This is a genomic window from Chryseobacterium taiwanense (genome assembly GCF_000813825.1).
GTDB lineage: Bacteria > Bacteroidota > Bacteroidia > Flavobacteriales > Weeksellaceae > Chryseobacterium > Chryseobacterium taiwanense.
The window spans coordinates 119,856-144,595 of record NZ_JWTA01000002.1; the positions used below are offsets into that span (position 1 = coordinate 119,856).

20 protein-coding genes and 5 tRNA genes are annotated in these 24,740 nt (G+C 32.5%); 9 read left to right on the forward strand and 16 right to left on the reverse strand.

Annotated elements, in window-relative coordinates; all coding sequences use genetic code 11:
* Positions 1-44 precede the first annotated feature (44 nt).
* Both RM51_RS02475 and RM51_RS02480 read left to right on the forward strand, forming a co-directional pair.
* The gene (locus tag RM51_RS02475; RefSeq protein WP_039364783.1) at positions 45-326 is read left to right on the forward strand and encodes a hypothetical protein; all 282 of its coding nucleotides are present in this window, start codon (positions 45-47) and stop codon (positions 324-326) included.
* A gap of 140 nt (positions 327-466) precedes the next feature.
* Positions 467-874 (forward strand): hypothetical protein, encoded by a 408-nt coding sequence (locus RM51_RS02480; RefSeq protein ID WP_131667040.1) that lies wholly within the window; start codon positions 467-469, stop codon positions 872-874.
* 92 nt (positions 875-966) lie between these two features.
* On the opposite strand, the gene RM51_RS02485 is transcribed toward RM51_RS02480, so the two are convergent.
* From RM51_RS02485 to RM51_RS02515, 7 genes are all read right to left on the reverse strand, one after another.
* Positions 967-1,040: transfer RNA gene (locus RM51_RS02485), tRNA-Arg, on the reverse strand.
* Between the two features lie 30 nt (positions 1,041-1,070).
* Positions 1,071-1,145, reverse strand: a tRNA-Pro gene (locus tag RM51_RS02490).
* 250 nt (positions 1,146-1,395) lie between these two features.
* Complete coding sequence (locus RM51_RS02495) at positions 1,396-2,256, reverse strand: thiopeptide-type bacteriocin biosynthesis protein (protein WP_039364786.1); 861 nt, start codon at positions 2,254-2,256, stop codon at positions 1,396-1,398.
* A 12-nt stretch (positions 2,257-2,268) separates the two neighbouring features.
* Complete coding sequence (locus RM51_RS02500; RefSeq protein ID WP_039364789.1) at positions 2,269-4,473, reverse strand: lantibiotic dehydratase family protein; 2,205 nt, start codon at positions 4,471-4,473, stop codon at positions 2,269-2,271.
* On the reverse strand, positions 4,474-6,708 hold the full coding sequence (locus tag RM51_RS02505) for a CocE/NonD family hydrolase (protein WP_052248358.1): 2,235 nt from the start codon (positions 6,706-6,708) through the stop codon (positions 4,474-4,476). It abuts the gene before it with no gap.
* A 34-nt stretch (positions 6,709-6,742) separates the two neighbouring features.
* Positions 6,743-6,970 carry a hypothetical protein gene (locus RM51_RS02510; protein WP_131667041.1) on the reverse strand — a complete coding sequence of 76 codons (228 nt, stop codon included), beginning with the start codon at positions 6,968-6,970 and terminating at the stop codon, positions 6,743-6,745.
* 114 nt (positions 6,971-7,084) lie between these two features.
* Positions 7,085-8,836, reverse strand: a complete 1,752-nt coding sequence (locus tag RM51_RS02515) for a helix-turn-helix domain-containing protein (RefSeq protein ID WP_039364791.1) — start codon at positions 8,834-8,836, stop codon at positions 7,085-7,087.
* 303 nt (positions 8,837-9,139) lie between these two features.
* Between RM51_RS02515 and RM51_RS02520 the strand changes: the two genes are divergently transcribed.
* From RM51_RS02520 to RM51_RS02530, 3 genes are all read left to right on the forward strand, one after another.
* Positions 9,140-9,547: a hypothetical protein gene (locus RM51_RS02520; RefSeq protein ID WP_039364792.1), complete on the forward strand. Its 408-nt coding sequence runs from the start codon at positions 9,140-9,142 to the stop codon at positions 9,545-9,547.
* Positions 9,548-9,629: 82 nt separating this feature from the next.
* Positions 9,630-10,448 (forward strand): GLPGLI family protein, encoded by an 819-nt coding sequence (locus tag RM51_RS18985; protein WP_052248359.1) that lies wholly within the window; start codon positions 9,630-9,632, stop codon positions 10,446-10,448.
* On the forward strand, positions 10,438-13,104 hold the full coding sequence (locus RM51_RS02530) for a TonB-dependent receptor (protein ID WP_131667042.1): 2,667 nt from the start codon (positions 10,438-10,440) through the stop codon (positions 13,102-13,104). Before RM51_RS18985 ends, RM51_RS02530 begins: the two co-directional genes overlap by 11 nt.
* A 240-nt stretch (positions 13,105-13,344) precedes the next feature.
* Here the strand turns inward: RM51_RS02530 and RM51_RS02535 are convergent.
* The 3 genes from RM51_RS02535 to RM51_RS02545 all read right to left on the reverse strand — a co-directional run bounded on the left by RM51_RS02535 (position 13,345) and on the right by RM51_RS02545 (position 13,626).
* Positions 13,345-13,418: transfer RNA gene (locus RM51_RS02535), tRNA-Arg, on the reverse strand.
* Between the two features lie 32 nt (positions 13,419-13,450).
* Positions 13,451-13,525, reverse strand: a tRNA-Pro gene (locus tag RM51_RS02540).
* 16 nt (positions 13,526-13,541) lie between these two features.
* A tRNA-Ser gene (locus RM51_RS02545) sits at positions 13,542-13,626 on the reverse strand.
* A gap of 137 nt (positions 13,627-13,763) precedes the next feature.
* Here RM51_RS02545 and RM51_RS02550 point away from each other — a divergent pair.
* The 4 genes from RM51_RS02550 (at position 13,764) to RM51_RS02565 (ending at position 18,256) form a co-directional block, all read left to right on the forward strand.
* Positions 13,764-14,789, forward strand: a complete 1,026-nt coding sequence (locus RM51_RS02550; protein WP_039364796.1) for an N-acetylmuramoyl-L-alanine amidase — start codon at positions 13,764-13,766, stop codon at positions 14,787-14,789.
* Between the two features lie 71 nt (positions 14,790-14,860).
* Entirely contained in the window at positions 14,861-16,261 is a 1,401-nt protein-coding gene (aspA, locus tag RM51_RS02555) for an aspartate ammonia-lyase (RefSeq protein WP_039364797.1), read from the forward strand.
* A 76-nt stretch (positions 16,262-16,337) separates the two neighbouring features.
* Complete coding sequence (locus RM51_RS02560) at positions 16,338-17,192, forward strand: glycosyltransferase (protein ID WP_039364799.1); 855 nt, start codon at positions 16,338-16,340, stop codon at positions 17,190-17,192.
* Complete coding sequence (locus tag RM51_RS02565; protein WP_039364885.1) at positions 17,189-18,256, forward strand: hypothetical protein; 1,068 nt, start codon at positions 17,189-17,191, stop codon at positions 18,254-18,256. The genes RM51_RS02560 and RM51_RS02565 overlap by 4 nt, the downstream gene beginning before the upstream one ends.
* On the opposite strand, the gene RM51_RS02570 is transcribed toward RM51_RS02565, so the two are convergent.
* From RM51_RS02570 to RM51_RS02595, 6 genes are all read right to left on the reverse strand, one after another.
* Positions 18,249-19,727 carry a lipopolysaccharide biosynthesis protein gene (locus tag RM51_RS02570; protein WP_039364801.1) on the reverse strand — a complete coding sequence of 493 codons (1,479 nt, stop codon included), beginning with the start codon at positions 19,725-19,727 and terminating at the stop codon, positions 18,249-18,251. The genes RM51_RS02565 and RM51_RS02570 overlap by 8 nt on opposite strands.
* Positions 19,728-19,735: 8 nt before the next feature.
* Complete coding sequence (locus RM51_RS02575; protein WP_039364802.1) at positions 19,736-20,530, reverse strand: FkbM family methyltransferase; 795 nt, start codon at positions 20,528-20,530, stop codon at positions 19,736-19,738.
* A 118-nt stretch (positions 20,531-20,648) separates the two neighbouring features.
* Positions 20,649-21,311, reverse strand: coding sequence for a DUF2461 domain-containing protein (locus RM51_RS02580; protein WP_039364804.1), 663 nt, complete (start codon positions 21,309-21,311; stop codon positions 20,649-20,651).
* A gap of 81 nt (positions 21,312-21,392) precedes the next feature.
* Positions 21,393-22,622, reverse strand: a complete 1,230-nt coding sequence (locus tag RM51_RS02585; RefSeq protein WP_039364806.1) for an ABC transporter permease — start codon at positions 22,620-22,622, stop codon at positions 21,393-21,395.
* A gap of 25 nt (positions 22,623-22,647) precedes the next feature.
* On the reverse strand, positions 22,648-23,397 hold the full coding sequence (locus RM51_RS02590) for an ABC transporter ATP-binding protein (RefSeq protein ID WP_039364808.1): 750 nt from the start codon (positions 23,395-23,397) through the stop codon (positions 22,648-22,650).
* Between the two features lie 73 nt (positions 23,398-23,470).
* Positions 23,471-24,739, reverse strand: coding sequence for an efflux RND transporter periplasmic adaptor subunit (locus RM51_RS02595; RefSeq protein ID WP_039364810.1), 1,269 nt, complete (start codon positions 24,737-24,739; stop codon positions 23,471-23,473).
* Position 24,740 lies beyond the last annotated feature (1 nt).

A 24,740-nucleotide genomic window follows, 5' to 3' on the forward strand; every position in this document is an offset into this window, starting at 1 on the left:
CTGTATATTTACGGTGGTTTTATTTTTATACAATGAAAAAAATAATGACAAAAGGAGAACTTTATGATCTAAAATATACGCTTTCAGATCTTATTTATCCAAGATTAAAAGAATTTAAAGACAAGGTGGATAGTAAAAATGCACCTACCATACCTGATCTTTCAAATGTCGAACATTTTACTAAAGATACTTCTTTTAAAGAAAAAGAAAAATATTGGAGTGAGATATTAGATGAAATGATTTTTCCCTTCGAATATCATGTTTATCCTGAGAATTTTGAACATTTGGAACTTCAAGATATTAATGAAAGAGTGGAAAAGGATTAAAGCTTTTTGCAAAGTATTTTACTAATCTTTGGTTTTAATTATACATGATGGATTATTTTATTTACTCGTTAGAGCATATTTATACGGACGAAACTCATCGTGATTGTAAATTTTTAGGATATTTCGACGATTCTGAAGAAATGGAAAAAGCAAAGCAAAGGTTACTGCTTTTACCAGGATTTTCAGAATATCCAAATGATTTTTATATAAAAAAATATGAACTCAATAAAGTGTATTGGCAGAATGGTTTTACAGAGGTTGTTGGTGAAATAGGAAGAGATTATTTACCCGAAGAAGATTTAGTTCCCGATTATAATCAAACAATTAAAAAACTAAACTTAAAGACGGTCTTTAAAATAAGTCATACTTACACGATTCATACATTTTTGGATGATGAAAGAGAAATAGGTGTGTTTTCTGATGAAAAAATGGCAAATGATGTTGTTGATTTTCTCAAACAAAAAGAAGGCTTTAATCATTGTCCAGAAGGTTTTATAATTGATGAAATTCTGTTGAATGACCAACAATGCACTTCCGGATTTGGATAATGTCTGAAAATTGTCTGAAAAGATAATGGCGAATCTTTAATAAAAGGAAAATAAAAACAAAAAACCTCACAATGAAAATTGTGAGGTCTATGTGAGCGCGAAAGGATTCGAACCTTTGACCGTCTGCTTAGAAGGCAGATGCTCTATCCAGCTGAGCTACGCACCCATTATAATTTTGAAAAAATTATGAAAACTGTCGGGGCGGCAGGATTCGAACCTGCGACCTCCTGGTCCCAAACCAGGCGCGATGACCGGACTACGCTACGCCCCGATTGAGGTCATCTTGTAACAAGAATTACCTTGTTTTTTGTGGGTGCAAATATAGAGTGTTTTTTTGAATTATAAAAATAAAATTGCAATAATTTTTTATTAATATTTTAGAGATCTTTTTATAATAGCTTTACATGATTAATAACCATTGTTTTATGCTAGATTTGGATGAGAAATAAAATTTTAACTTTAGTATTTTTGTTATTACTGATTATTACTGTTTTTAGGTTTTCCAAACTTAACCAAAGTGCTTATATAATCTTTTCATAATGATTATAAAATGGTAACGATTTATAATATCTCAATAAATAATCATAGATTATCATCTCAAACAGTCTCTGATTAGAAACAAATATCCTGTTGATATTCATATGGAAGATACTTTGAAAAAAATCTCGCATAGACATTTTTAAAGATTGATTTTGATAATGATGAAGAATATTCTGAAATGTGGAATTACTTTCTTGAATGTTAGAAATAATGATACTTTTTTCTTCTGAAAACTCTTCTGATTGAACAAAGTCTAAAAACGAGGGTTTAAATTTTCGGTATTTTTTATCTAATTGTGAGTTAAGTTTTTTATCGGCATTGAATTCCTGTTTAAAGCTTTCATTGAAATTTTTGATCCAATCTAGTTTTTCCTGAATAGAAAGGTTGAGTTTGTTTAAAATTTGATCAATATAGTAAAGGCTAACTATAATTTTTTCTTCATCGTCATATTGTAAATATTGTAGAGTAAGCTTACTATTTTTATAGAATAAAATTTCAGCTTCTTCTATGGTGTTTTCTCCATATCTCTCTATCTCCCTATTATAGGTGTCAACTATGATATTGGAAATCTCTTTACTGTTTGTGTATTTTTGAAGAGATTCGTTAATTCTATGTAAGATATTGTTGTAATTTTCTATATCACAAAGCTTAAATCTTAATCTTAAATGCGGTTTTGGGTCATTATAACGAATGAAAAACCATTTTGAGATATAATTGTTCTCTTGAAAGTGTTCTACTAAAGGTTGTACTACTTCTTCCAAAATAAGATCAGCTGTTTTCACTCCTGTATAAATCTTCAGGTATAGCCATTCAGTTCCGGGAATATATTTTCTTTTTATCATTGTTTTTCTTTTCTATCTTTTTCGATACATTGGAAATACAAACTCACGCTTAAAATCATCATTTTCATTATACAAAAACTCTTCAATTATCACTGATTTTTCACTTTTTACATTTTGTGCGAAAAGCTTTACCATATCATTATTTTCTAGGTTAATGGCGATTGTATTATCAGATTTCACCAATTGCACCCATTGAGGAATTCGTCTTTTTTTTCTCCAGATTTTAATCTCTTCTTTATTGTTTATTAATTTTTCTAAGAAAGCAATCTCTTTTTCTGTGATCTTCCACTGTGCTTTTGAAAGAATAATATTGTTGTATTCCACTCTTGGCAAGAATTGATAGATATGGCTTAAGCCTCCCCAATCAAAATACAATCCTGTTCTTCTATTTTGGGAATTCAGTTCTGATAAAAAATGATAAATCGGAAGGGTATTGGTATAATAATTATGGGCGTTCGTTAAATAAGGCTTTACTTCTCTGTTGAGTCTTTTAGAGCGTAAAACAATTTTGTCATTCTTTAAAGAAATGTTTAGATCATCAACAGGTATTTGGTTTTCTTCAGGAAGAGCAGATTGTGCCAGATAAGGAATTTCATACTGTCGTAGCGTAGGTCTTCTGATTACGTTTCCTATCCTTGCTTCAGGTAAATGAATGATTTCTGCTACAATATAGTCGGAATTGAGCTCCTGCTCTTTTTTTGTAATTGTTTTTGTCAGGTCTTGTACTTCTGATTTTTGAGAGCAAAACCTGCCTAATAGATTCGCAGCACTGCTTCCACCTCCATTCCCAATGTATATTTTTTCTTCATTATCTTCAGAAATTATTTCCGCCATAAAAGAAAAAGTATCAGGTAAATCGTGCCAGTTTTCTTGAAACTCTTTGAAGTCTTCATCTGATAATTTAATACTGAACTGATTTTCTAGCATTGCTTCCTGTAACTTTTCATTGAGGATTTTCTGAACAGGGGTAAGATGGATTGTAAGATTCTGTTTTTGCTGTAAGTGTGAAATTTGTAAATCTTCTAAATAGGGATGAACTCCTTTTGCTATATAGTTCTGCTTGTAGCCTATTCCTATCTCAGTATCTAAAACTACTGTTAAAGGTACTTCCTCTGACTCAAATCGCTCAGAAAAAGCTTTTTTGAATGCTGATAAATGAGTATCTTTATTAAATAGGGTTAATTTATTTAAAAAACTTATGGCTTTCTTAAGCTCTTTACTCCAACGAGATGGGAGCTTGAATTTTTCTTTATGATACAGATCAGTTTGAAAAAGATATTTTTGATCGTATTCAGTAATTACTGATTTAATAAGTTCTTCTATTTCGTGATACTTTGATATAGGATTTCCTATGTTTTCATCAAGCTCTTCAAGCTTATTTTGTATGGAGTGTAAGATTTCGGTTTCTGTTTTAGCTCCAATCTTATTTAATGCAGAAATGATGGTTTCTAAAAAGTCATTTCCGGAAACAGTAGGTTCAAGTTTGCTTATCAGTACCTGATTGTCTATTAATTCTCCTACAAACTCAATAGCTTCATCTTGTGTTATTTCTGAATTAACAAGAATGTTGGCAATATCACCAATGGTTTTTCCTTGCTTGGAAAATTCCAATATTTCCTGTAGCTCTCTGGAAATAGGGGCGGATGAAATAATGTACTCTCTTTTTCCGTTATTGTACTCGTATTCGATATAACGAATTTTTCTTCCTACAATGTAAATACTATTATTAGGATAAAAAGAGAGTTTATTTCTTATCTCAGGAACATTTACGAAATGCTGAGCTAAAGAAACAAGAAAATGCATATCCAGCTTAGTGTCTCTTATTTTGTTGTTGATTGTCGGTTGTAGATCATCATCTTCAAAACTGAGTTGATTTAAAATATCGTTGCTGAATTTTCCCAACCCGACCCCAGAAAACAAACCAAAAGGTGTACATCGTGTACTTATACGGCTGTAATATTTTAATAGCGTATGTTTTAATTTTTCAATTTCCTTTGGTGAAAGCACTTTTTCAGAATTTATCCACTTGTTTAATTCTTTATGTAAAGAAGGTGAAGCTAGATAAACAGCTTCTTGAAACACGGGGTTTACAAAAATATCTTTTAATTCTTCATCTGAAATTTCATCTTTATTTACTTTCTCCTGAAATTTTTTACATGATAATAAGTGAGTGCGGACAACAAACTCTTCGAAAAATTGATAAGGGAAATGAGACATTTAGTTTTGAAAAATAGGGATTTCTATATAGCTGTCATTATACCATTTGATCTCCAAAGGTTCTTTTGCATCAGCAATCGTTTCTTCACTCACATCTTTTCCTGTACCATAGTTTATTTGGACATCTGGACTTTTTCTAATTCCCAAAACCAGAACAAGTTTACTTCCTTTTTCTATTTTTCTACTGGTAAAAAAAGTATTATGCACAGGAATAGTCTCTATGGTATGTGGTTTTAATAATTTTCTTTTTCCGCTGTCTTTTGCATAGCTAGCTCGTGCAAAATATTCATGTGATAACTTGAAATATTGACCTGTTGCTAATTTCTCATAGATAGTTATCATAACATCCATATCTCTTTTATTGATGGATGTCTTTAAACTTCCGATAAAGCTGCCATTTATTTCAAAAGGCACATCAAAAGTATCACTCTCAAATACAAGTTTATCTTTTAAATTGGCTTTATATAGGGAGCTGTCCAATATTTTTTCTCCATCGAAACTTTGCATGGTATCTTCTCTTTTCATAAAATCTATCTTTTGAAAGAGGAAGGATAATTCAGGTTTTGATTCCTGTAATTTTGTTTTATTTAAAAATAACTTTAATTTTTTATTGCTTATTTTATCTATACTTACAACATTTTTCCATTGGTTAGAACCCATTACCTGAATATTAACTTTGTCTTTAAGAAATTCAGGTTTTTCTTTTCCTTTTAAAATATAGTCAAACCATTGATACGAAATAGCTTCTATATCAATCTTAGCGATAGGATCAATTTTATAGCCTTTGTATTCTTCGTCCACACCAGAGATTACTCCACTATGGCTATATGGTCCAATCACAAAGTAATGATTAGCATTTTTGTTATATTTATAATGCTCATTATAATAATACATTGCCCCCCTCTGATCTGCATCAAAGTAGCCAGTAAATGTTAAAACAGGAATGTTAATTTTTGCAAAATCTTTTTTATAAGGGATTTTTGATTGCCAAAATGCATCAAAAGAAGGATGATTTAACCATTTTTGAAAAACAGGATTGGTATTCCCAAACAGACTATCTAATGTATTAAATGCAATACCTTTTTTATAATAGGAATTATATAGGGAAATCCATTTTTTTTCATCACTAAAAAGCTTATTGTCTGTTTCCTTTTTTGCATAATTTAGCCATCGCAACATATAAGGGCTAAAACAATTATTGTACATAGGGAAATCTATTCCAAAACCAACGGATGCAGAAGGAATTATTGTCTTTAATGCCGGGTGCAAGTTTTTAGTAGCAGCCCATTGACTAAAACCATCATAACTTCCTCCTATCATTCCCACTTTACCATTGCTCCAAGGTTGTTTGATAATCCAGTCTATTACTTCATTTACATCTTCTGATTCAAACTCAAACGGACTAACTTCATCTTTGCTTAAATAAACTCCCCTACTATAAGCATAAACAATGGCATATCCTTTAGTCAAATTAAGTTTTTCTTTATAAGTAAACTGTCCTACGTTATAAGTACTGAAATTTAATATTGTAGGAGTCCGAAGTTCTGATTTATTATATCTAATAATTCTCAATGCAACTTCTTTTCCTTTTTTTGTTTTTACTATAATGCTATCTTTTACTAAAAACTCTTCCTCATCCAATTTTTTCAAAAGAGGCTTAGCTATAGAAAAAGTTTCAGTAATCATAGTATGATAGTTATAGTGCCTACACAGTAAAACTGCATTTTTTAAAGATATACTATCCTGTATTATACTGTCTTTTAAAATTTTATTTATTTCATTTTTATTATATCCTTCTTTAAATTTAAAAGAATCTGGAATGAAATTTTTGGATAACAAGGACAAGTTTGAATATTTCTCTCTAAATAATCTTTCATAAGTTGACCGAATATCATTGGTTTTTGCCTTCTTCATTAAAATAAAGAGTTCAAATTGAATACCCACTATTTTTGAGTAATCCGGGTAAGAATCTTTGTAGAAATTACGAACTTTATTTAATGTATTAAGAGCACCATCATAATCTTTATTCAAAATCTGAAATCTGAGATAATTATCTTTATACTTTAGAGAATCCTTCTCCTTATATATTTTCATAAGCTCCTTATTTAACTTAAGGAGCTTATTTTCAAATTCAGGGTTTTCAAGTTCTATTCTCTTAAAATATAGCTTTTGAGAAAAACAAAATGAAAATGAAAACAGAAATAATATCAACCAAAATTTCTTTTTTTTATTCATCCAGAAGAATAATTGTAAATACTATAACTTATTGTTATAATTTGTTTAGTCCTTTGTTTATTCCTTTACTTACATTGTCATCCCCTCCAAGAATAACAACGGGAGGTATTGCTGTGTCTGCTGGTTTTGGAGGGCAATTTTTACTTGTAGTAGTATCTTTGACAGTCATTGTATCATCATTTCCCTCGCCTCCTCTTATCATGTTCAATTTGGTTATTTGTATTTTTTTTAATGATAATTTTTTTTCAATTTGTTTTTTCATATTAATAAAATTTTTAATTATGACCGCAAAATAAAATTCTTTGTTCTTTTTTTCAAAAATAATGATATCGAAATTTATCAATTTCGTATACGGTATTTCGCAATCAATTCATTATCAATTGTTTTTATTTCCTGCTTGTTCCTGCAATAATTTAATATAATAAGAAGGTAGAGTGCCTGTAATCTTTTTAAAAGCATTCGCAAAAGACTCAGAACTGTTGTATCCTATGTCTTCTGCAATAGATACAATGGTATGTTTTCGGAGCTTTTCATTGCTATTTAGCTCTTCCACGATATAATTAATGCGTAATTCGTTTAAGTACTGAGGAAAATTCTTTCCTTTTAATTCATTAACTGATTTTGATAAGTAATCACGATTAGTATCAAAATCCTTGGCAAGGCTATCTACAGTAATATTTTTACGCAAAAATTCTTTATTATTTTCAAACTGTTCTAGTCTTACTTTAAAATCTTTGAGTTTTTTATCAGATAATATACTTTTGCTCTTTTCTCCTTTTAAAATTCTTTCTTTAATAATTTCATTATTATTAGGAGTAGATAAAACTGTTGGTAATTCTTCCTGTTTTTCTTTTGATTTTTCAAGCAATAGCTCTGCCTGTTTTTTATATTCTCGTATTCTTCTTTTATATAAGTAAATTAACAAAAGAATACATAAAGAGCCTATTCCTAAAAGCCAATATAACAGTGTGTTTTTATTATTTAAGTCTTTGATTAATGCTTCTTTTTTTTCTAATAGGATAGGAGTGTCGTATTTTCTATAAATTTCTTTAGACAGGTATTGTTTACTGTTATTGATAATACTGTCGGCATAAAATAGCTTATCAATATATTTTAGCTGGTTTTCTTTGTCTCCCGATTTTTTGTAATAATCTATTAGTACTTCATATCCATCTCTCGTGATAGGCTCGAAATCATTTGAAATAAATGATAATGAATCTGATTTTATAAAATATTGTATGGCTTCTTTTTCTTTCTTAGCTTTAAAGTTGGTTTTCCCTAAATAATAATATAAGATTGATAAATTTGAATAATCATTATTTTTTAAAAGAGCTTTTTCTACTTTTAGGAGATTTAAAGAAGCAGCTGAGAAATTTTTTAAATAATAGTCTGCAATACCTTCTGACATAATGAAGTAAATATAATGGGTATAGTCATTATATTTTTTACACTCGGCAATACCGATTTTATTGTACAATTTACTCTGCTCATACTTTTTATTTTTGCTGTAGGAATTTGCTATAGAGAAAATCGAACCTATATAGCTTTTAATATCTTTATCTGCTGTATTGATTTTCTGTTTCTCGTAATTATAATACTCCAAAAAAAGCGGAAGGGCTTCTTCGTTTTCTTCTGTGGCAGTTTTTAAAATCCCTACCAATTTTTTTATATAATAATATTGATCCTGATTTTTATTTTTAGATAATTCCTGTGCCTGAATATAATGATCTAATGCTTCACTATATTTAAATTCATTATATCGTAGAATTCCTTTAATGATATGGGCTTTTGCAGGGTATTCTTTATTGTCTATGTTTTGTGTTATTTTTAGTAAAGTGTCTGCATAAGGATGTCCGTTTTCAGATTTTAACCCTTTGACATGAGCGATTTTGTAATATCCCTCATAGATCATGTCATTATTCTTTTCCTTTTTTCCTTTACTGAGGATGGTATTGGCATATAGTTCCGCCTTGTTATTATCTATTCTGAATACCTTATCATAAGACTGTGCTAATTGTTCAAAACTTTTAGCTTTTAAAGAATCCGGGATATGAAATCCTTTTATACTTTGAGAAAGTATAAATTCAGGGAGAAAAAAGAACAGAAAAATGAGGGAGATTTTGTACATAATTTTTTTCCAATACAATATTACGCATTTTGGAGTTTTTTTATACCTAAATCTAGAAATACATTTAATTAATTACCATAGTATTTAGACTTTTATGAGAATTGATAAATTTCGTATGCAAATAACCCGAAATTTATCAATTCCGACATGCTTTTCTTGTTTGATGAAAAGAACACATGCATCTTTGCTCCAGGTAAAAACACAAATGTTTGTTTTTTGTTATGCGCATTTCAAAATCTACCTAAGAACCCATGTCAGGGATGATATGACAAAGTAAGTTATTAAATTCAAAAATTTTTAAACATGAAAAAATTCTTTTTAGCATTTATTGCAGTTTTTTTTATTTCCACTTTCTCTTTTGCTAAAACAACAAATGGGTCTTCTTTTGAGAATCAAAATCCGGGACAAATCGTATTGGATGTGGTAAACAAAGATGTAAAAGAAAATATCAAATTAAACTTTAATTCCTTAGAGGATCTTAAGCAATTTGATGAAAACCAATTAACAGAAATGTTGAGTGATATTGAAGATTGTACAGTAACAGCAACCGTAACTGTTTCTTATACTGCAAATGCAGGAGGTAGTATTGGAGTAGCAAATGTTGGTGGGTCAACTACAACTACTGTTTCTGCATCTATTACAGCTTCTTGTAGTGGAATAGCGGCAGCAGTTAAAAAACTTAAAGCAGAATTACTTGCTGCAATAAAATAATTCGATAAATATTATTTTAGCTGTTCATAACTATTATGGGCAGCTTTTTGTTTATCTTTCCTTAAATTTTTATTTCCTCATTATGAGAACTAATATATTAATCATTTTATTAATTACGATTTCAAGCATTTTTCAGGCTCAAATTATTAAACATTTTCAGCCTGTTGCCAAGATTGAGTATAATATGATCCTTACATTAAATGGGTATCAGAAATATAAGGCAGAGCTTTATTATAATGATGCAACTTCATATTACACTTATAAACTGGCAAACAATGAGGAAACAAAAGTTCTGGCAGATCAATCTGATGAAAAACACAACTCCAATACAAAAGTAGAATTATCAGTAAACAGTAGTTTTGATTTTATATTAATGGATGAAGAAAATAAAAAAATAAGGTCTTCTGTTTGGGATTTTAAAAACAAAAAAATCCATTACATTGAAGAAGATCAAACAAAAATTGACTGGAAACTATTAGATGAAACAAAACTTATTGGAGATTTCCTTTGTAAAAAAGCTACAGGAAAGTTTAAAGGCAGAGATTATATTGCTTGGTATAGTCCACAAATAAGTACAAGTTTTGGTCCCATGAAATTTGGGCAACTACCAGGACTTATTTTTGAAATAAGTGACACACAGAATAAGTTTTTTTGTCAAATTTCTAAAATTACGATACCATACACAACCATTTTAGATATAAATTTAGATACAACTCCGATTTCCAAAGCAGAATATACAGTATCATTAAAAAGCTATATGCAAGAGTTGAATGATAATATAAAGAAAAAAATGGAAAATACTATTGCCAAGATGAGTGGAGATGACATAAAAGTATCCAATATCAAAATAGAAACAAACGATAATAAAGTCGAACAACTGGAAATAGAAGATGTACCATAGATTATTATTTTTTTTATTGTTCTTTTCAGGCTGTTTTGTTTATTCCCAAAATGTTATTATACAGGGGATTGTTAAAAATAGTAACAACAATCTTCTGAATAATGTTGGGGTCTATGTTCAGGACAAAAATTCAGATAAAATTTTTGCAGGAACCTACTCTAATAAAATAGGTTTTTACAAGCTTGAAATAAATTCTGATATATTGAGAAAAAATCCGGTATTAAAATTCTCTCTTATTAATCATACAATAAAGTTAATTGACCTTTCTCAAACTGATTTAAAAAGTACTGGAAATAATGAAATTAATATCTCACTAGACGAAAATATTAAGCAAATAGATGAAGTTATTATAACTAAACAGAATCCTATAGAAACTAAAAAAGATACGGTTACATTCAATGTAAAATATTTTAAAAAAGGAAATGAGCAAGTAGTTGAAGATTTATTGAAGAATTTACCAGGTATTAATATTGATGCTGATGGTAAAATAAAGGTAGGCAATAAATTAATTGACAAGGTTCTTGTTGAAGGTGATGATTTTTTTGACAAAAGCTATCAAATAGTAACCAAAAATATGCCTTCTCATCCTGTTGAAAAAGTACAGGTAATCGATAAGTTTTCAGAAAATAAATTACTTAAAGGAATAGAAAACAGCGATAAAACTGTTATTAATATTGTCTTGAATAAAGATGCTAAATCTAAATGGTTTGGAAATGTAAATGGTGGGATTAATGCCAATTTAGATAAATTTTACGATGTAAGTGGAAACTTATTAAAGTTCACCAAAGATGATAAGTATTACATAATTGCAAATTTGAACAATACAGGATATAATTCTTTATCAGATATAAATCACGTGATTCGTCCTGATGATGAAGATGAATCTGGCTTTATCGGTGATGATCAGAAGATTACTGAGACTTTCAGTACCCTGCAACCTTGGGATATTCTTAACGGAAGGACAAATTATATAAAATCATACTTTGCTTCTTTTAACTCTATTCATAACCTGACAAAAAAAACAAAACTTAAAACTTTGATTTTTCTGAACAATAATGATAATGAATCCAGTAGAAGTACGATTAGTACTTATAATCTGAAAAATGATAGTTTTTCCAATCAAGAAAATTATTCTCTTTTTAACCGTACCAACACTATCTATACTAAACTTGATCTGGTTTCTAATTTCTCGGAAAAAGAATCGCTTAATTTTTCAACTGCTTTTAATTTTTCAGATTTTAATAGTAATTCAAATTTGGTTTTCAATAGTATTCAGAATAAAGAAAAGCTAAATTCCACAACCAATCGCATAGATCAAAAAATCAACTATACGAACAAGCTGAAAGAAAATAAGGCATTCATAGTAAACGTACGTTATTTTTATGAAAATCAACCCCAGGAATACAATACTAATCAGTTCTTTTTTTATGATATTTTTTCAGGGTTTGATCCTAATACTTATGGTAGACAAAATGTTAGAAATAATTTAAGCTTTTTAGGTGTTGAGGGAAAGATTTTGAATAAGTATAAAGATAATATGCTTTTGGAAGTCAGTTTAGGGAATCTTTATAGAAAGGATGGTTTTAAAAGTAATCTTAATTTATTTGATACTCAAAAAAAAGACGAAGTTGCTTTTAATAATACATCATACATCAATAATAATGTTTTCCTAAAAGCGAATTTTAGCTTTGATTATAAAAAATTTTCATTTGTTTCTAGTTTAACATTTAATCAATATATAAATAGTATCAATAACAAAAATGTAACTGAGCATCAAACACCGTTCTTCTTATCTCCTGTTGTAAATTTCAAATGGCAAGTCAATGAGAAGAACAAGATTTTTACAAATTTCTCAATCAATAACACTCTGTCAAAAATATCCGAATTATACACAGATTATGTACTTGCAGATTACAGGACGCTTATAACAACAAGGGGAGATTTTAGGAAAATGAGAAATACTTCGGCAACATTAAACTACCAATATGGAAAATGGAGTGATAGGTTTCTGTTAAATGCGTTTTTAATGTATACTGAAGATAATAATTACATTACGACTAATAGTAGAATTCAACCGGATTATATAATCAATCAATTAATATATGCAAAAGACAGAAAGTTTTTTAATTCTTCTTTAACCACAGATTATTTTATAAAAAAAATCAAATCAAATATTAAGCTAAAAGTTTCAGCATCAGATATACAGTACAGTAATATAATAAACAACAATAATCGAGATATTAATTCTAAAAATTATAGCTTGGGAGTAGAAACTAAATCAGTATTCAGATCATTCTTTAATTATAATTTAGGATATACTTTATTGATGAACAATATGATCTATTCTGATAATAATGTGAAAAATAAAGTTTCCAACAATATATTATTTGGAGATTTGAATTTCACTTTTAAAAAGTTTAATTTCAAAACGAAAATCGAAAGATATTCTTATGAAAATTATGAACCTTCTTACTTTTTTGATGCTGAAGCTAATTTTAATATAAAAGATGATAAGTTTGTACTTACTATTACAGGGAAAAACTTGTTTAATGCAAGGTATTTTACAAGCCAATATTTAACTGATACCAGTTCTTCTGTTACCCAATATAATCTTTTATCCAGATTTTTAATTTTAAAGTTGAGATACAGGTTTTAATAGTCAAGAGTAATAGAATTTAAAGAAATAGCTTTAATATGCTTAGTAATTAAAGATTAAATTAAACATTCATTATTTGTTATGCGCAATGCAAAGAATCTTTATGTAAGTGAACTTTAAAGAGCAATCAAGGTTTATATTAACTTTTCGAAGATAAAGTGTTCAGTATCTAGCAAGGTTTTAAGAAAATGACTAGCATATAAAACAAAAAAACTCACAATAAAAATTGTGAGTTTTATGTGAGCGCGAAAGGATTCGAACCTTTGACCGTCTGCTTAGAAGGCAGATGCTCTATCCAGCTGAGCTACGCACCCATTGTGTAATTTTGAGAAAATTACCAAAACTGTCGGGGCGGCAGGATTCGAACCTGCGACCTCCTGGTCCCAAACCAGGCGCGATGACCGGACTACGCTACGCCCCGAAGATATATAGAAAAGCGGAGGGTAAGGGATTCGAACCCTTGCGACACTTTCGCGTCGACAGTTTAGCAAACTGCTCCGTTAACCACTCCGGCAACCCTCCTGTTTATCTTGCTTTTTTAATGATCGTTGTTCTGTTATTGCGAGTGCAAATATAGAACAGATTTCTTTATTTACCAAATATTTTTCAAGAAAAATTTGTGTATTTTTACGCTAATAAACGATTAAAAAAGTAAACGAATGCGTAAAACATTATATATCATCGGCTTAAGTTTTTTTGTTTTTTCATGCACCTCACAGAAAAATGTGAAACAAAATACTTCTCGTACGAATAAACAAGTGGTACAGCCAAAAACTGCGGTGGTGAAGCCTACGAATGAGAAGCCAAAACCTCAAATTAAAAACGAAGGTGGAGTAGAATTTTTTACGACAAACATTGCAGATGCTACCAAAAATAACAATACTATAAGTTATGGTTCTATTGTATCGGCAAAACCGGCGGGCTACAAAGTGGTGAAAACGTATTTTCCTGCTGTAGGGCAGAATTTCAGACAACGCTATTTGATTCTTCATTATACCGCTTTACCGGATGATAAATCAATTACTGTTCTTACGCAGCAGGAGGTGAGTGCCCATTATCTGGTAAATAATACGGGAGATAATGAAATTTATCAGTTGGTAGATGAAAACAAACGTGCCTATCATGCCGGAATAAGTTCTTGGAGAAGCGATAAAAACCTTAACGATACCTCTATTGGTATAGAGATTGTAAATGCCGGATTTGGTACCGATTCAACGGGAAGTAGAGTGTTTGCTGCATTCAATGAAGATCAGATTAAAAAAGTGGCGGCATTGGCAAAAGATATTATTACAAGATATCAGATTCCTGCGACGAATGTTTTATCGCATTCAGATATTGCACCGACGAGAAAGCAAGATCCGGGACCACTTTTCCCTTGGAAAAAACTCTATGACGAATATCAGATAGGAATGTGGTATGATGAAGCGACTAAACAGACCTTCTTTGATCAGGCACAATTGGATTTTACGACAAGATACAGCGAGCCTGCTTTTATCTTTATGATCCAGACAGCGTTGCAGAAATTTGGGTACGGACTTGAGTTGAGCGGAGCTTGGGATGATAGTACTAAAAAAACAATTGAAGCCTTTCAATACCATTTTAGACCTCAGAAATACGATGGGATAATGGATGCGGAAACGTGGGCAATTTTACAGGCATTAAATCAAAAATATCCAATAAAATAAGTAATTTTGAAGTGCATCTTAACGATGCATTTTTTTTGAGATCATCACATTACATCTTAAACAATATTTTAATGGAAAATTACAGACAGGAAAGCGATCTTTTAGGAGAACTAAATGTACCGATCAACGCATATTATGGAGTACAGACTCAGAGAGCAATAGATAATTTTAAGATTTCCGGACAGTTACTGTCTTCATATCCGGAATTTATAAAAGGATTGGCTTTTGTAAAAAAAGCAGCGGCTAAAACCAACTATGAATTAGGACTTCTGGATGAAAACTTATATTTCAAAATTGCTGAAACCTGTGATGAACTTGTAAACGGAGAATTGCATGAGCAGTTTCCGGTAGATATGATTCAGGGAGGAGCGGGAACTTCAGTCAATATGAATGCGAATGAAGTGATCGCCAACAGAGTATTGGAAAAACTTGGAAAAAATAAAGGAGAATACGAATTCTGTTCTCCAAACGATCATATTAACCTTTCTCAATCGACCAATGATGCCTATCCTACAGCGATCAAAATGGGATTGTTGCAGATGAATGATACATTGGTGGAAAAGCTGATTAAAATTGTGGAAGCTTTCCGTGAAAAAGGGAAAGAATTTCAGGACGTCATTAAAATGGGGCGTACTCAGCTTCAGGATGCTGTTCCGATGACATTAGGGCAGGAGTTTGAAGCCTTTGCCGCTACGTTGGAAGAAGATATTTCTAAACTGAATAACAATGCGAATCTTTTTGTAGAAGTGAATATGGGTGCAACGGCTATCGGAACAGGAATCAATGCTCCTTTAGGCTATGCAACCTTGTGTGCTAAGAATTTGGCTGAAATTACAGGTTTCCCTGTGGTTTCTGCACCTGATTTGGTTGAAGCAACGCCTGATACGGGATCTTACGTGATTTATTCTTCTGCAATGAAGCGTCTTGCGGTGAAATTATCAAAAATCTGTAATGACCTAAGATTATTGTCTTCAGGACCAAGAGCAGGGCTTTCCGAAATTAATCTGCCTCCAATGCAGCCGGGATCTTCCATTATGCCGGGAAAAGTGAATCCTGTAATTCCGGAAGTGGTGAACCAGGTTTGCTTTAAAGTTTTTGGAAACGACCTTACCGTGACGTTTGCAGCAGAAGCGGGACAATTACAGTTAAATGTAATGGAACCCGTACTTTCCCACGCAATCATGGAAAATATTCATTTCCTGAGCAATGCATTAGATACACTTCGTGAAAAATGTATTATAGGAATTACAGCGAACAAAGAAGTTTGCTTAAACATGGTAAAACACAGCATTGGTATTGTAACGGCACTGAATCCTTACATCGGCTACAAGCAATCTACCCAGATTGCCAAAGAAGCATTAGTGACAGGAAAAAGCGTGTACAATTTAGTATTGGAAAAAGGAATCCTTTCTCAGGAAAAACTGGATGAAATTCTTGATCCTAAAAATATGCTGAAACCTCATAACAAATAAATAAAATTGATGAGTGATAAATGGTAGTAATGTCTATCATTTATCACTTATCATCCATCAAGTATAAAAATATCTCTTGAAGTTTTTAATCATCATTCCTGCGCATAATGAAGAAGCGCATCTGTCATTTACCTTAGAATCTTTACAGCAGCAAAGTTTCAGAGACTTTACCACAGTAATCGTTAATGATGGCTCTACGGACGGCACTCCTGAAGTGATTGGACGTTTTACAGAATCGGATTCGCGTTTCCAGACCATTAATCTTCAAAAATCGGCACATCAACCCGGTTCAAAAGTGGTTGCAGCTTTTAAAAATGGATTAAACACTCAAAATCTTGAGGAATTTGAAGTGATCTGTAAATTTGATGCAGATATTATTCTTCCTGAAAATTATCTTCAAACCATCAACGACGCCTTTCAAAACAATCCCAAATATGGTTTAGTGGGAGGATTGCTCTATGTAGAGAAAAACGGAGAATGGGTATATGAAGGCAATTCAAATAAAGGCCACGTTCGCGGACCGATGAAAGCATACAGAAAAGAATGCTTTGACGCGATGGGAGGAATAAGAGAAACGTTAGGATGGGATAATATTGATGCCATTCTGCTTGAAAATTTAGGCTGGAAAGAAGTGGTGTTACCTGAATTACAGGTAAAACTTTTAAAAGTGAAAGGAAGTGATTATACCATAAAACCGGCAGATTACTACGGCAGGTATTTTTACTTTTTGGGATTAAATAGGTTTCTGGCATATATTGCTTCGTCAAAAGAAGCTATGAAAATCAAATCCTTATCGTTTTTCTTACAGATCATTAAAGCTTATGAAAGCTGCCGTTCCCAACAATTGGAACTTAAAATTTCAAAAGATGAACAAAAAGCAATTAACGATCAGCGTTGGAATGCCTTAAAAAAGAAATGGTTGAAAATTTGAAAAAGATCGCCTACATAGAAATTGATACCCATGCTGAAATTGCGCAGAATTTCCTTGAATTGATGCAGGATTCTGAAAATTTTGCGGTGGATTACTACTTTTCCGAAAAGATTAAAAAGCAGATTCAAGCAGGGGAGGAAAACGTTTTCCTTTCAGACAGTTCGATGATTATTGAGCAACTGAAAGCGAAAAAATATGATCTGATCATTGTTGGAACCGTTCATCGATATTTTAATACCTTTCAGGCGATTGCTGAGAAATACAATACGGCTTTTATTGTTCATAATATCAATTTTACGACACTTTCAAAATTCAGTCTGTTCAGGAATGTTTTCAAGGAAGATTTTGTGTACAGGCTAAAGTTGTGGTGGAAAGAAGGGCTCTTCAGTGCTTCGGGGGTATATAAAAAAGCAAAAAAATTATTGGTATTAGATGAAGCATTTCGTTCTGAAAAATACAGGTTCTTACCGCTTTTTTGTACCACAGATTTTGAAAAGCAATCCGATCAAAAGTTGGTTATAGTGATTCCGGGAGGTGTCTCTCAGAAAAGAAGAGATTATAAAAGAATCTTTTCGAAGATACAAGAAATAGATAAAAACTCAAAAGAAGGAGAAATTACAGAAAAATCAATTGAATTTGTCTTTTTAGGAAAAGCAAAAGGATCTGAATTAAAAGAAATCACAGATTTAGAGCGATCTCTGGAATATATTACGATTCAGTATTTTTCGGAAAGAGTTTCTTCTGAGGATTTTGAAAAGTGGATGCAGAAAGCCGACGTTTTGTGGTGTCCGATTCAGCCAGAGACGGAATTTTTCAGTCATAAAGAAATCTACGGGGAAACGAAAATGACAGGAAATCTGGGTGATGCTATCAAATTCGGGAAATGGGCTGTTTTTTCGCGTAATTATCCTTCAAAATTAGATTTTATTATTCCTGAACAGGAAAATGTTATTGAGCAGTTTAAAACGCTTAAAAATACTTCGTACGACTTTCAGAAAAACTATAACAGGAAATCCGTTCAGAAAAATCTTGAGAATACGTTAACGAACTTAATTTCTATTTAAATTTAAAAATACTTTTGATAAAGTTTTTGTTCAGATAATCCTCGATCGGGAAAACCTTTGTGAAATAATTTCCGATAAAAATCAATACCAAAACTACTGAGGGTTTATAAACCAAATTGACAAAGTTGTTATCAAAATTAGGTAAAACAATTGCTACTGTGATCGCCAAAGTACAGATGATGGAAACAAAGATCATTTCTATCGTTAAAGGTGAAACCTTGAAGACGATGTAATTGAAAATGATTTTTACCACATTGTAAGTCGTTAAAGAAATCGCGGTTGACAAAGCAATTCCTACAAGTTTCAGCTCCGTATTTTTGATGAAATAAAAATTCAGACCAATCGTTAAACCTGCCAATAAAAGCATCACCAAAATATTGAAACGGTAATGTTTTGAAAGGGAAATGATATTCCCGTTGAATCCTGTTGCCAAATCGACTAAAACGGCAGAGCCCCAGATCCAGATCACCGGTTCATACATTCTTAGCATAACCCCGTTTTTAGGCATAAACTGAGTAAGGTAAGGGAAACCTACCATGATGCAGGAAAATAATACAGCCCCTAAGAAATATAAAGTAAGGGAAGTCTTTTTGTGGAATCTGTCAAGTCCTTCCATGTCGCCATCTGCAAGATGCTGACTAATGATAGGTGCTGAAATATTAAACAATCCAAGTTGGGGAATCGAGATCAGGGAAATCAAAGCATATAGAACAGAATAAATCCCGTTTTCTTCCATTCCCATGAATTCACCGATCATAAAACTATTAATCGCAAGATAGTTCCCGAAAGTTCCTAGAAACCCAAAGAAACTGTAGTTCAAGAATTCTTTCCAGAAATCATCTTTTTTGAAATAATCGGTACTTAGATCAAAGTTAATCTTCTGAAGTTTATTGGTGTAATAAATATACCCGAAAAGCATGAGTGCAAATATACCGAAGAAAAATGCCAGTGCAATATTTTGTGACAGGGAAAAATAAAAGAAAAGGCAAAAAGCTCCCAGATTGGCAATCTTAGGAAAAAGATTGTCAAAAATATTGGAAACTACGATTCTTTTGAAGTTGGAGACGTATTTATTGAAAATCGCACAGAGCGATAAGACTAAAATTAAGGGTAAGATAATTTCCTTGATTTTCCATGCCTCCGAATGCGCAAATTTTGGATAAAAATAGGGTAACGCGAAAAATACAATGGAAAATAGGAGAAAATTAATAAGAATACTTACCAATGAAAGGGAGAGCATATTCTGTGTTTTTCCGTCTTTTTGTAAAGCATGAAAAAATTTCACGTTCGCATAAGAAATTCCGAAAACAACGAAAGGGACAAGCATTTCAGCAGTCTGCATACTGTAACGAAGCTTTCCGTAAAATTCAAAATCATTGGGAAAAATAAAAAGTGCCGAAACCGTCCCCAGTAAAAAACCAATATACCCAATGATGGAATATTTGAAGCCCTGTCTTGCTACTAAACTCATAGGTTTTCTTATTGGGGTTTAGGGGTGAAAATAATATTATTGATGTATTCGGTCTTATTTTTTTCGTTGGCACTGTTTTTCAGCAAAACTTCTTCAGTCAGTTCTTCCAGTTCAAAGTTTTTTCTGTTCAGGTATTTTACATCAAATCCCCATGAAGCTACTTCTGCAATTTCGTTCCAGATAGGAGTGTTATGATGCCTTTGTTCCATTTCTACCATCAAGGTAGGCTGGAATTTTTGAATAGTTTCCTTAGCTCCGTTCAGGGTTTTCATCTCGTTGCCCTCAACATCTATTTTGATGAAGTCTAGTTGTGTGATGGCCTGTTTTTTTGCCCAATCATCCAGTTTTACAACGTCTACTTTTTCGGTGTAGCTTTTTTCTTCACCTTTTTCTTTATACGAAGTGTTCAGCGTTCCACGAGAAGCAATCATTTTTCCGTTGATGATAGGAACTTTAAATTCAGCGGTGGTATTTTCATCAGAAAGTGCTACCGAGTGAATGTGCATTGATGGAAACAGCCTTTTTAATCTACTGTTCAGTTTTTTATTGGGTTCGAAACCGTAAATATTCTGAGGTTTCAGTTTGTTTTCCAGTTGATATAGAAATGTCCCCACATTGGCTCCGATGTCAAAAATCACTGCATTGTCTTGAAGATATTCTTTAATCCAAACCAATTCAGGCTCTACATTGCGTGTAGAAAAGTTTTCTTTGCTAAGTTTATATAAGCTTTTGAAGTATCTCCTCTTATAAAAACTTGGACTTATGTATTGAAGATTTTCTGCAATCCTTTGATATAAAGACATTGGTGTAATTTTAGACGGGATGCAAAGATACACAAAAATGTTAAATTCCTGTTAAAAATATTGAATTGTATTAGATTGATTATCAGTATGTAATTTAGATTTTTTGTTCAGTGAAACTTTATGAAAAAGGAGCATTCAGAAAATCATTCAATGGTTTCATGAGTTTGAAAACTTTTGCAAGATTTTTTGCGGCATTTTTATTCAAAATCTCTTCATCTTTCAGATAATATACCACGATGAAATTTTTCAGTTTTAAAAATTCTGCCATCGGATCTTCCTTTTCAAAACCTTGCGGAACTTTTTTCAGTTTATCATCTTGATCCAATTCCGGGAAATGCTTTTTGAAGTCTTTATTTTTTAAGATAGCCAGAAACTCATTTCCGTACAAAGAAATTTCTTTTCGAAGCTCTTTTAAAACTGCAGATTCTGGCATGTAAATTCCTCCAGCGATAAAAGATTTTCCGGGTTCCAGATGAAGATAATAGCCACCTTTCTGACTTCCTTTTCCCATTCCAAGTGATGCTCCGAAATTGGTTTTATAAGGGATTTTATCTTTGGAAAATCTCGTGTCACGGTAAATTCTGAATAAAGACTTTTTTGCATCAATTTTAGCTAGCTCCTCATCAAACTCAGACATCTCCTTAAGCAGATCTTCCAAAAATGCAATCACATTCTGTTGAGACTCTGTGTAAAGATTTTTATTTTCTGTAAACCATTCGCGGTTGTTGTTTTTGTTAAGTTTCTTTAAAAATCCGAAAACTTCAGGAGAGAGTGTTGTCATAATTGGGGGAGAGTTTATAGTGTAAAGCTGAGTGTTTAAATACTATTATTGTGATTTGCTTTTTATTCAAAATTACAAAAACTATTCATATCTCAGCGCTTCAATCGGATCAAGTTTTGAAGCTTTTAAAGCAGGATAATATCCAAAAAACACTCCGGTAATGGCGCAGACAATAAATGAAACAATGATTGAAGATTCGGTAATAAAAGTCGGCCAGGAAAGGAAAAAAGTAACCAGTTCTGAAGCAAGGATTCCCAGCAAAACACCGAGGATTCCGCCGGTAACACTGATCATAATGGCTTCAATTAAAAACTGATATAAAATATCTTTTCCTCTTGCGCCGATTGACATTCTCAATCCGATTTCTTTGGTTCTTTCGGTTACGGAAACGTACATGATGTTCATAATTCCGATTCCTCCTACAATAAGGGAAATTCCGGCAATGGCAGATAAAAGCACTGTTAAAAGCTGACTGGTGGAGCTCATGGTAGAAATCAATTCAGCCTGAGTTCTTACAGAGAAATCATCGTTACTTCCGTCTTCGGGAAGTTTATGTTGTTTCCTTAAAATTTCTGAAACCTGATCAGTAGCCTGTTCAGAAGTATCTTCGCTGGTAGAGGAAGCATAAATAGTTTGAACATAAGTAATTCCCAAAAATCGTCTCTGTACTGTATTAAAAGGAGCAACGATCACATCGTCCTGATCCTGCCCAAATGCATTTGAACCTTTGGAGGCTAAAACACCGATCACTTTCATCGGAACCTTATTAAATCTGATAATACTTCCTATCGGATTTTCTCCATTGGGAAATAGGTTGGTGACAACGGTTTGACCAAGTAAACAGACTTTATTAGATGAAGTGACATCTTTTTTGGTGAAAAGCGAACCAGAAGCAATTCCCCAGTCTCTGATACTGAAATAATCTTCATTGACTCCCTGAAGCTGGGTTGGCCAGTTATTGGCACCGCTTATGGCCTGTCCGTTTGTTTGAACCGCCGGAGAAACGTAAGAAACATCGGGAGCACCTTTGGCAATGGCATCTGCATCTTGGGTTTTCAAGGTTTGTAAACCTGTCGCTCCGATTCTTGCTCCTCCGGAAACATTCACATTACTCGATGGTCGAATCGTAATCATATTTGAACCCATAGATGAAAGCTGATCGCTGATACTTTTTTTTGATCCCTCTCCAATGGCAGTCATTGCGATTACAGAGGCAACTCCGATAATGATTCCGAGCATGGTAAGAAATGCACGGAGTTTGTTTCGTAAAAGTGCTTTCCAGGCGATTCTGAAGAGATTTGAAAGATTCATTTCGTTTCAGGTTTAGGATTAACAATTATTTATAATCATCATTTGTAGGAAGATTTTCCAGTGCTTCTCTTGCAGATTTTATATCTTCATTTTTAATGTCTTTAATGACTTTTCCATCTCTGAGTGTAACGGTTCGGCTGCTGAAAGTCGCAATATCCGGTTCGTGGGTGACAAAAACGATTGTGCTTCCCTGTTGATTTAAATCTTGCATCAATGCCATGATTTCGTAGGAAGTTCTTGTGTCTAGGTTTCCTGTGGCTTCATCTGCCAAAATCATTACAGGTTCGTTGACTAAAGCTCTTGCAATAGCGACTCTCTGTTGTTGTCCTCCAGACATCTGATTAGGTAAATGATCAATTCTGCTTTCCAATTTTACGGCAGTCAATGCTTTCAAAGATCTTTCATGTCTTTCTTCTGATGAAATTTTAGGATTGTATAAAAGAGGAAGCTCTACATTTTCTTTGGCTGTTGTTCTAGGTAAAAGATTGTATGACTGAAAGACGAATCCGATTTTTTTATTTCTTAAAATGGCGAGTTCATCACGATCCAGATTTTGGATGTTAATTCCGTCAAGGAGATAATCTCCGCCTGAAGGTTTGTCAAGGCAACCAATGATGTTCAGTAAGGTAGATTTTCCTGAACCGCTGCTTCCCATAATCGTCACAAATTCACCTTTTTCTACGGTAAATGTAACGCCCTTCAAAGCATGAACGACTTCATCACCCATCCTGAACTCTCTTTTCAGATCGTGTATTTCGAGAATTTTATCAGCCATGACAGTTTGTTGTTAATTGGTTGCTTATTTCTAGCCATTTTTTAAATTATTAAAACTCAAATTAAAAATCCTGCTATCTAGGACCGCCTCCACCGGATCCGCTACTCTTATTTCCTGTATTTCGTCTTTGAGGCATAAACGGACTTTTTGCAGAGCCTCCGGAAGATTTTTTAGATAAGCTTTTGTATCCGGTAATGATGTTATCGCTTTTATTTAAGCCGGAAACTACTTGTATTTCCGTATCATTATCCATTCCTGTTTTTATTCTTTTGCGGGTGACAATGCTGTCTTTTCCGATGACCCAAACACTGCTTTCGTTTTCAGTATCCGCTTTTTCTTTTATTTGTTCACTGCCTTTTCCTTTTTTACCCTTTTTGCCATTCGCCAAAGGAGGATTGGTTTTATATTTTTTTATCACCAAGCTATCAGGTTTGAAACTGGTTGCTGAAGCAGGGATTTTCATAATATTATCCAAAACCTCAGTGTAAATAGTGATATTGGCAGTCATTCCGGGTTTTAATTTTAAACTTGAATTGTCTGCATTAATCATGGTGGTGTAATTCACAACATTTGATGAAACGGTAGGTTGAAGTCGTACTTCTGAAACACTTCCGTTAAAAGTTTCATTAGGGAAAGCATCGACGGTAAAGGTGGCTTTTTGTCCCACTTTTACATTTCCTATATCAGCTTCATCAACAGATGCACGAATCTGCATTTTAGTTAAATCTTTTGCAATACTGAAAAGAGTAGGAGTGCTGAAACTAGAGGCGACGGTTTGTCCTTCACTTACATTTCGGTTTAAAACCGTGCCGTCGATTGGAGAGTAAATATTGGTTAATGATAAATTTTTATTAGCGGTAGAAAGTTGAGCATTCACAGAATTTACCTGTGCTCTTGCGACATTGATTTGATTTTGTGCTACATCATAATCTGCTTTACTGATGGCTCCGACTTTATATAACTGACTTTGGCGGTTGAAGTTGATTTCATTATACGCCAGATTACTTTTTGCATTTTGTAAATTGGCATTGATCTGCTCTGTTTGAAATTGCAAAAGATCGGGATCTAAAGTGGCCAAAAGCTGTCCCTTTTTTACGGTAGAATTGAAATCAACATAAATATTTTTAATAATTCCTGAAACCTGTGTACCCACTGCAACGGTATCTACAGGTTGCACTGTTCCTGTTGCGGTAATGGAATTTGAAATTTCACCCATTTCCGGTTGTACAGTTTCCAACTGAATATTTACCTGTTCTTCTTTGATGAAAAAATACCAAATCGCACCCAAAACAATGATCCCAGCGGCGATCCAATACAGCCATTTTTTACTTTTTGCTTTCATA

What these genes read in the sequence shown, in the direction of transcription:
- RM51_RS02475 (WP_039364783.1), top strand. Translation starts at nt 45, where the DNA reads ATGACAAAAGGAGAACTTTATGATCTAAAATATACGCTTTCAGATCTT.
- RM51_RS02480 (WP_131667040.1), top strand. Translation starts at nt 467, where the DNA reads ATGGAAAAAGCAAAGCAAAGGTTACTGCTTTTACCAGGATTTTCAGAA.
- RM51_RS02495 (WP_039364786.1), bottom strand. Translation starts at nt 2,256, where the DNA reads ATGATAAAAAGAAAATATATTCCCGGAACTGAATGGCTATACCTGAAG.
- RM51_RS02500 (WP_039364789.1), bottom strand. Translation starts at nt 4,473, where the DNA reads ATGTCTCATTTCCCTTATCAATTTTTCGAAGAGTTTGTTGTCCGCACT.
- RM51_RS02505 (WP_052248358.1), bottom strand. Translation starts at nt 6,708, where the DNA reads ATGAATAAAAAAAAGAAATTTTGGTTGATATTATTTCTGTTTTCATTT.
- RM51_RS02510 (WP_131667041.1), bottom strand. Translation starts at nt 6,970, where the DNA reads ATGAAAAAACAAATTGAAAAAAAATTATCATTAAAAAAAATACAAATA.
- RM51_RS02515 (WP_039364791.1), bottom strand. Translation starts at nt 8,836, where the DNA reads ATGTACAAAATCTCCCTCATTTTTCTGTTCTTTTTTCTCCCTGAATTT.
- RM51_RS02520 (WP_039364792.1), top strand. Translation starts at nt 9,140, where the DNA reads ATGAAAAAATTCTTTTTAGCATTTATTGCAGTTTTTTTTATTTCCACT.
- RM51_RS18985 (WP_052248359.1), top strand. Translation starts at nt 9,630, where the DNA reads ATGAGAACTAATATATTAATCATTTTATTAATTACGATTTCAAGCATT.
- RM51_RS02530 (WP_131667042.1), top strand. Translation starts at nt 10,438, where the DNA reads ATGTACCATAGATTATTATTTTTTTTATTGTTCTTTTCAGGCTGTTTT.
- RM51_RS02550 (WP_039364796.1), top strand. Translation starts at nt 13,764, where the DNA reads ATGCGTAAAACATTATATATCATCGGCTTAAGTTTTTTTGTTTTTTCA.
- aspA (WP_039364797.1), top strand. Translation starts at nt 14,861, where the DNA reads ATGGAAAATTACAGACAGGAAAGCGATCTTTTAGGAGAACTAAATGTA.
- RM51_RS02570 (WP_039364801.1), bottom strand. Translation starts at nt 19,727, where the DNA reads ATGAGTTTAGTAGCAAGACAGGGCTTCAAATATTCCATCATTGGGTAT.
- RM51_RS02575 (WP_039364802.1), bottom strand. Translation starts at nt 20,530, where the DNA reads ATGTCTTTATATCAAAGGATTGCAGAAAATCTTCAATACATAAGTCCA.
- RM51_RS02580 (WP_039364804.1), bottom strand. Translation starts at nt 21,311, where the DNA reads ATGACAACACTCTCTCCTGAAGTTTTCGGATTTTTAAAGAAACTTAAC.
- RM51_RS02585 (WP_039364806.1), bottom strand. Translation starts at nt 22,622, where the DNA reads ATGAATCTTTCAAATCTCTTCAGAATCGCCTGGAAAGCACTTTTACGA.
- RM51_RS02590 (WP_039364808.1), bottom strand. Translation starts at nt 23,397, where the DNA reads ATGGCTGATAAAATTCTCGAAATACACGATCTGAAAAGAGAGTTCAGG.
- RM51_RS02595 (WP_039364810.1), bottom strand. Translation starts at nt 24,739, where the DNA reads ATGAAAGCAAAAAGTAAAAAATGGCTGTATTGGATCGCCGCTGGGATC.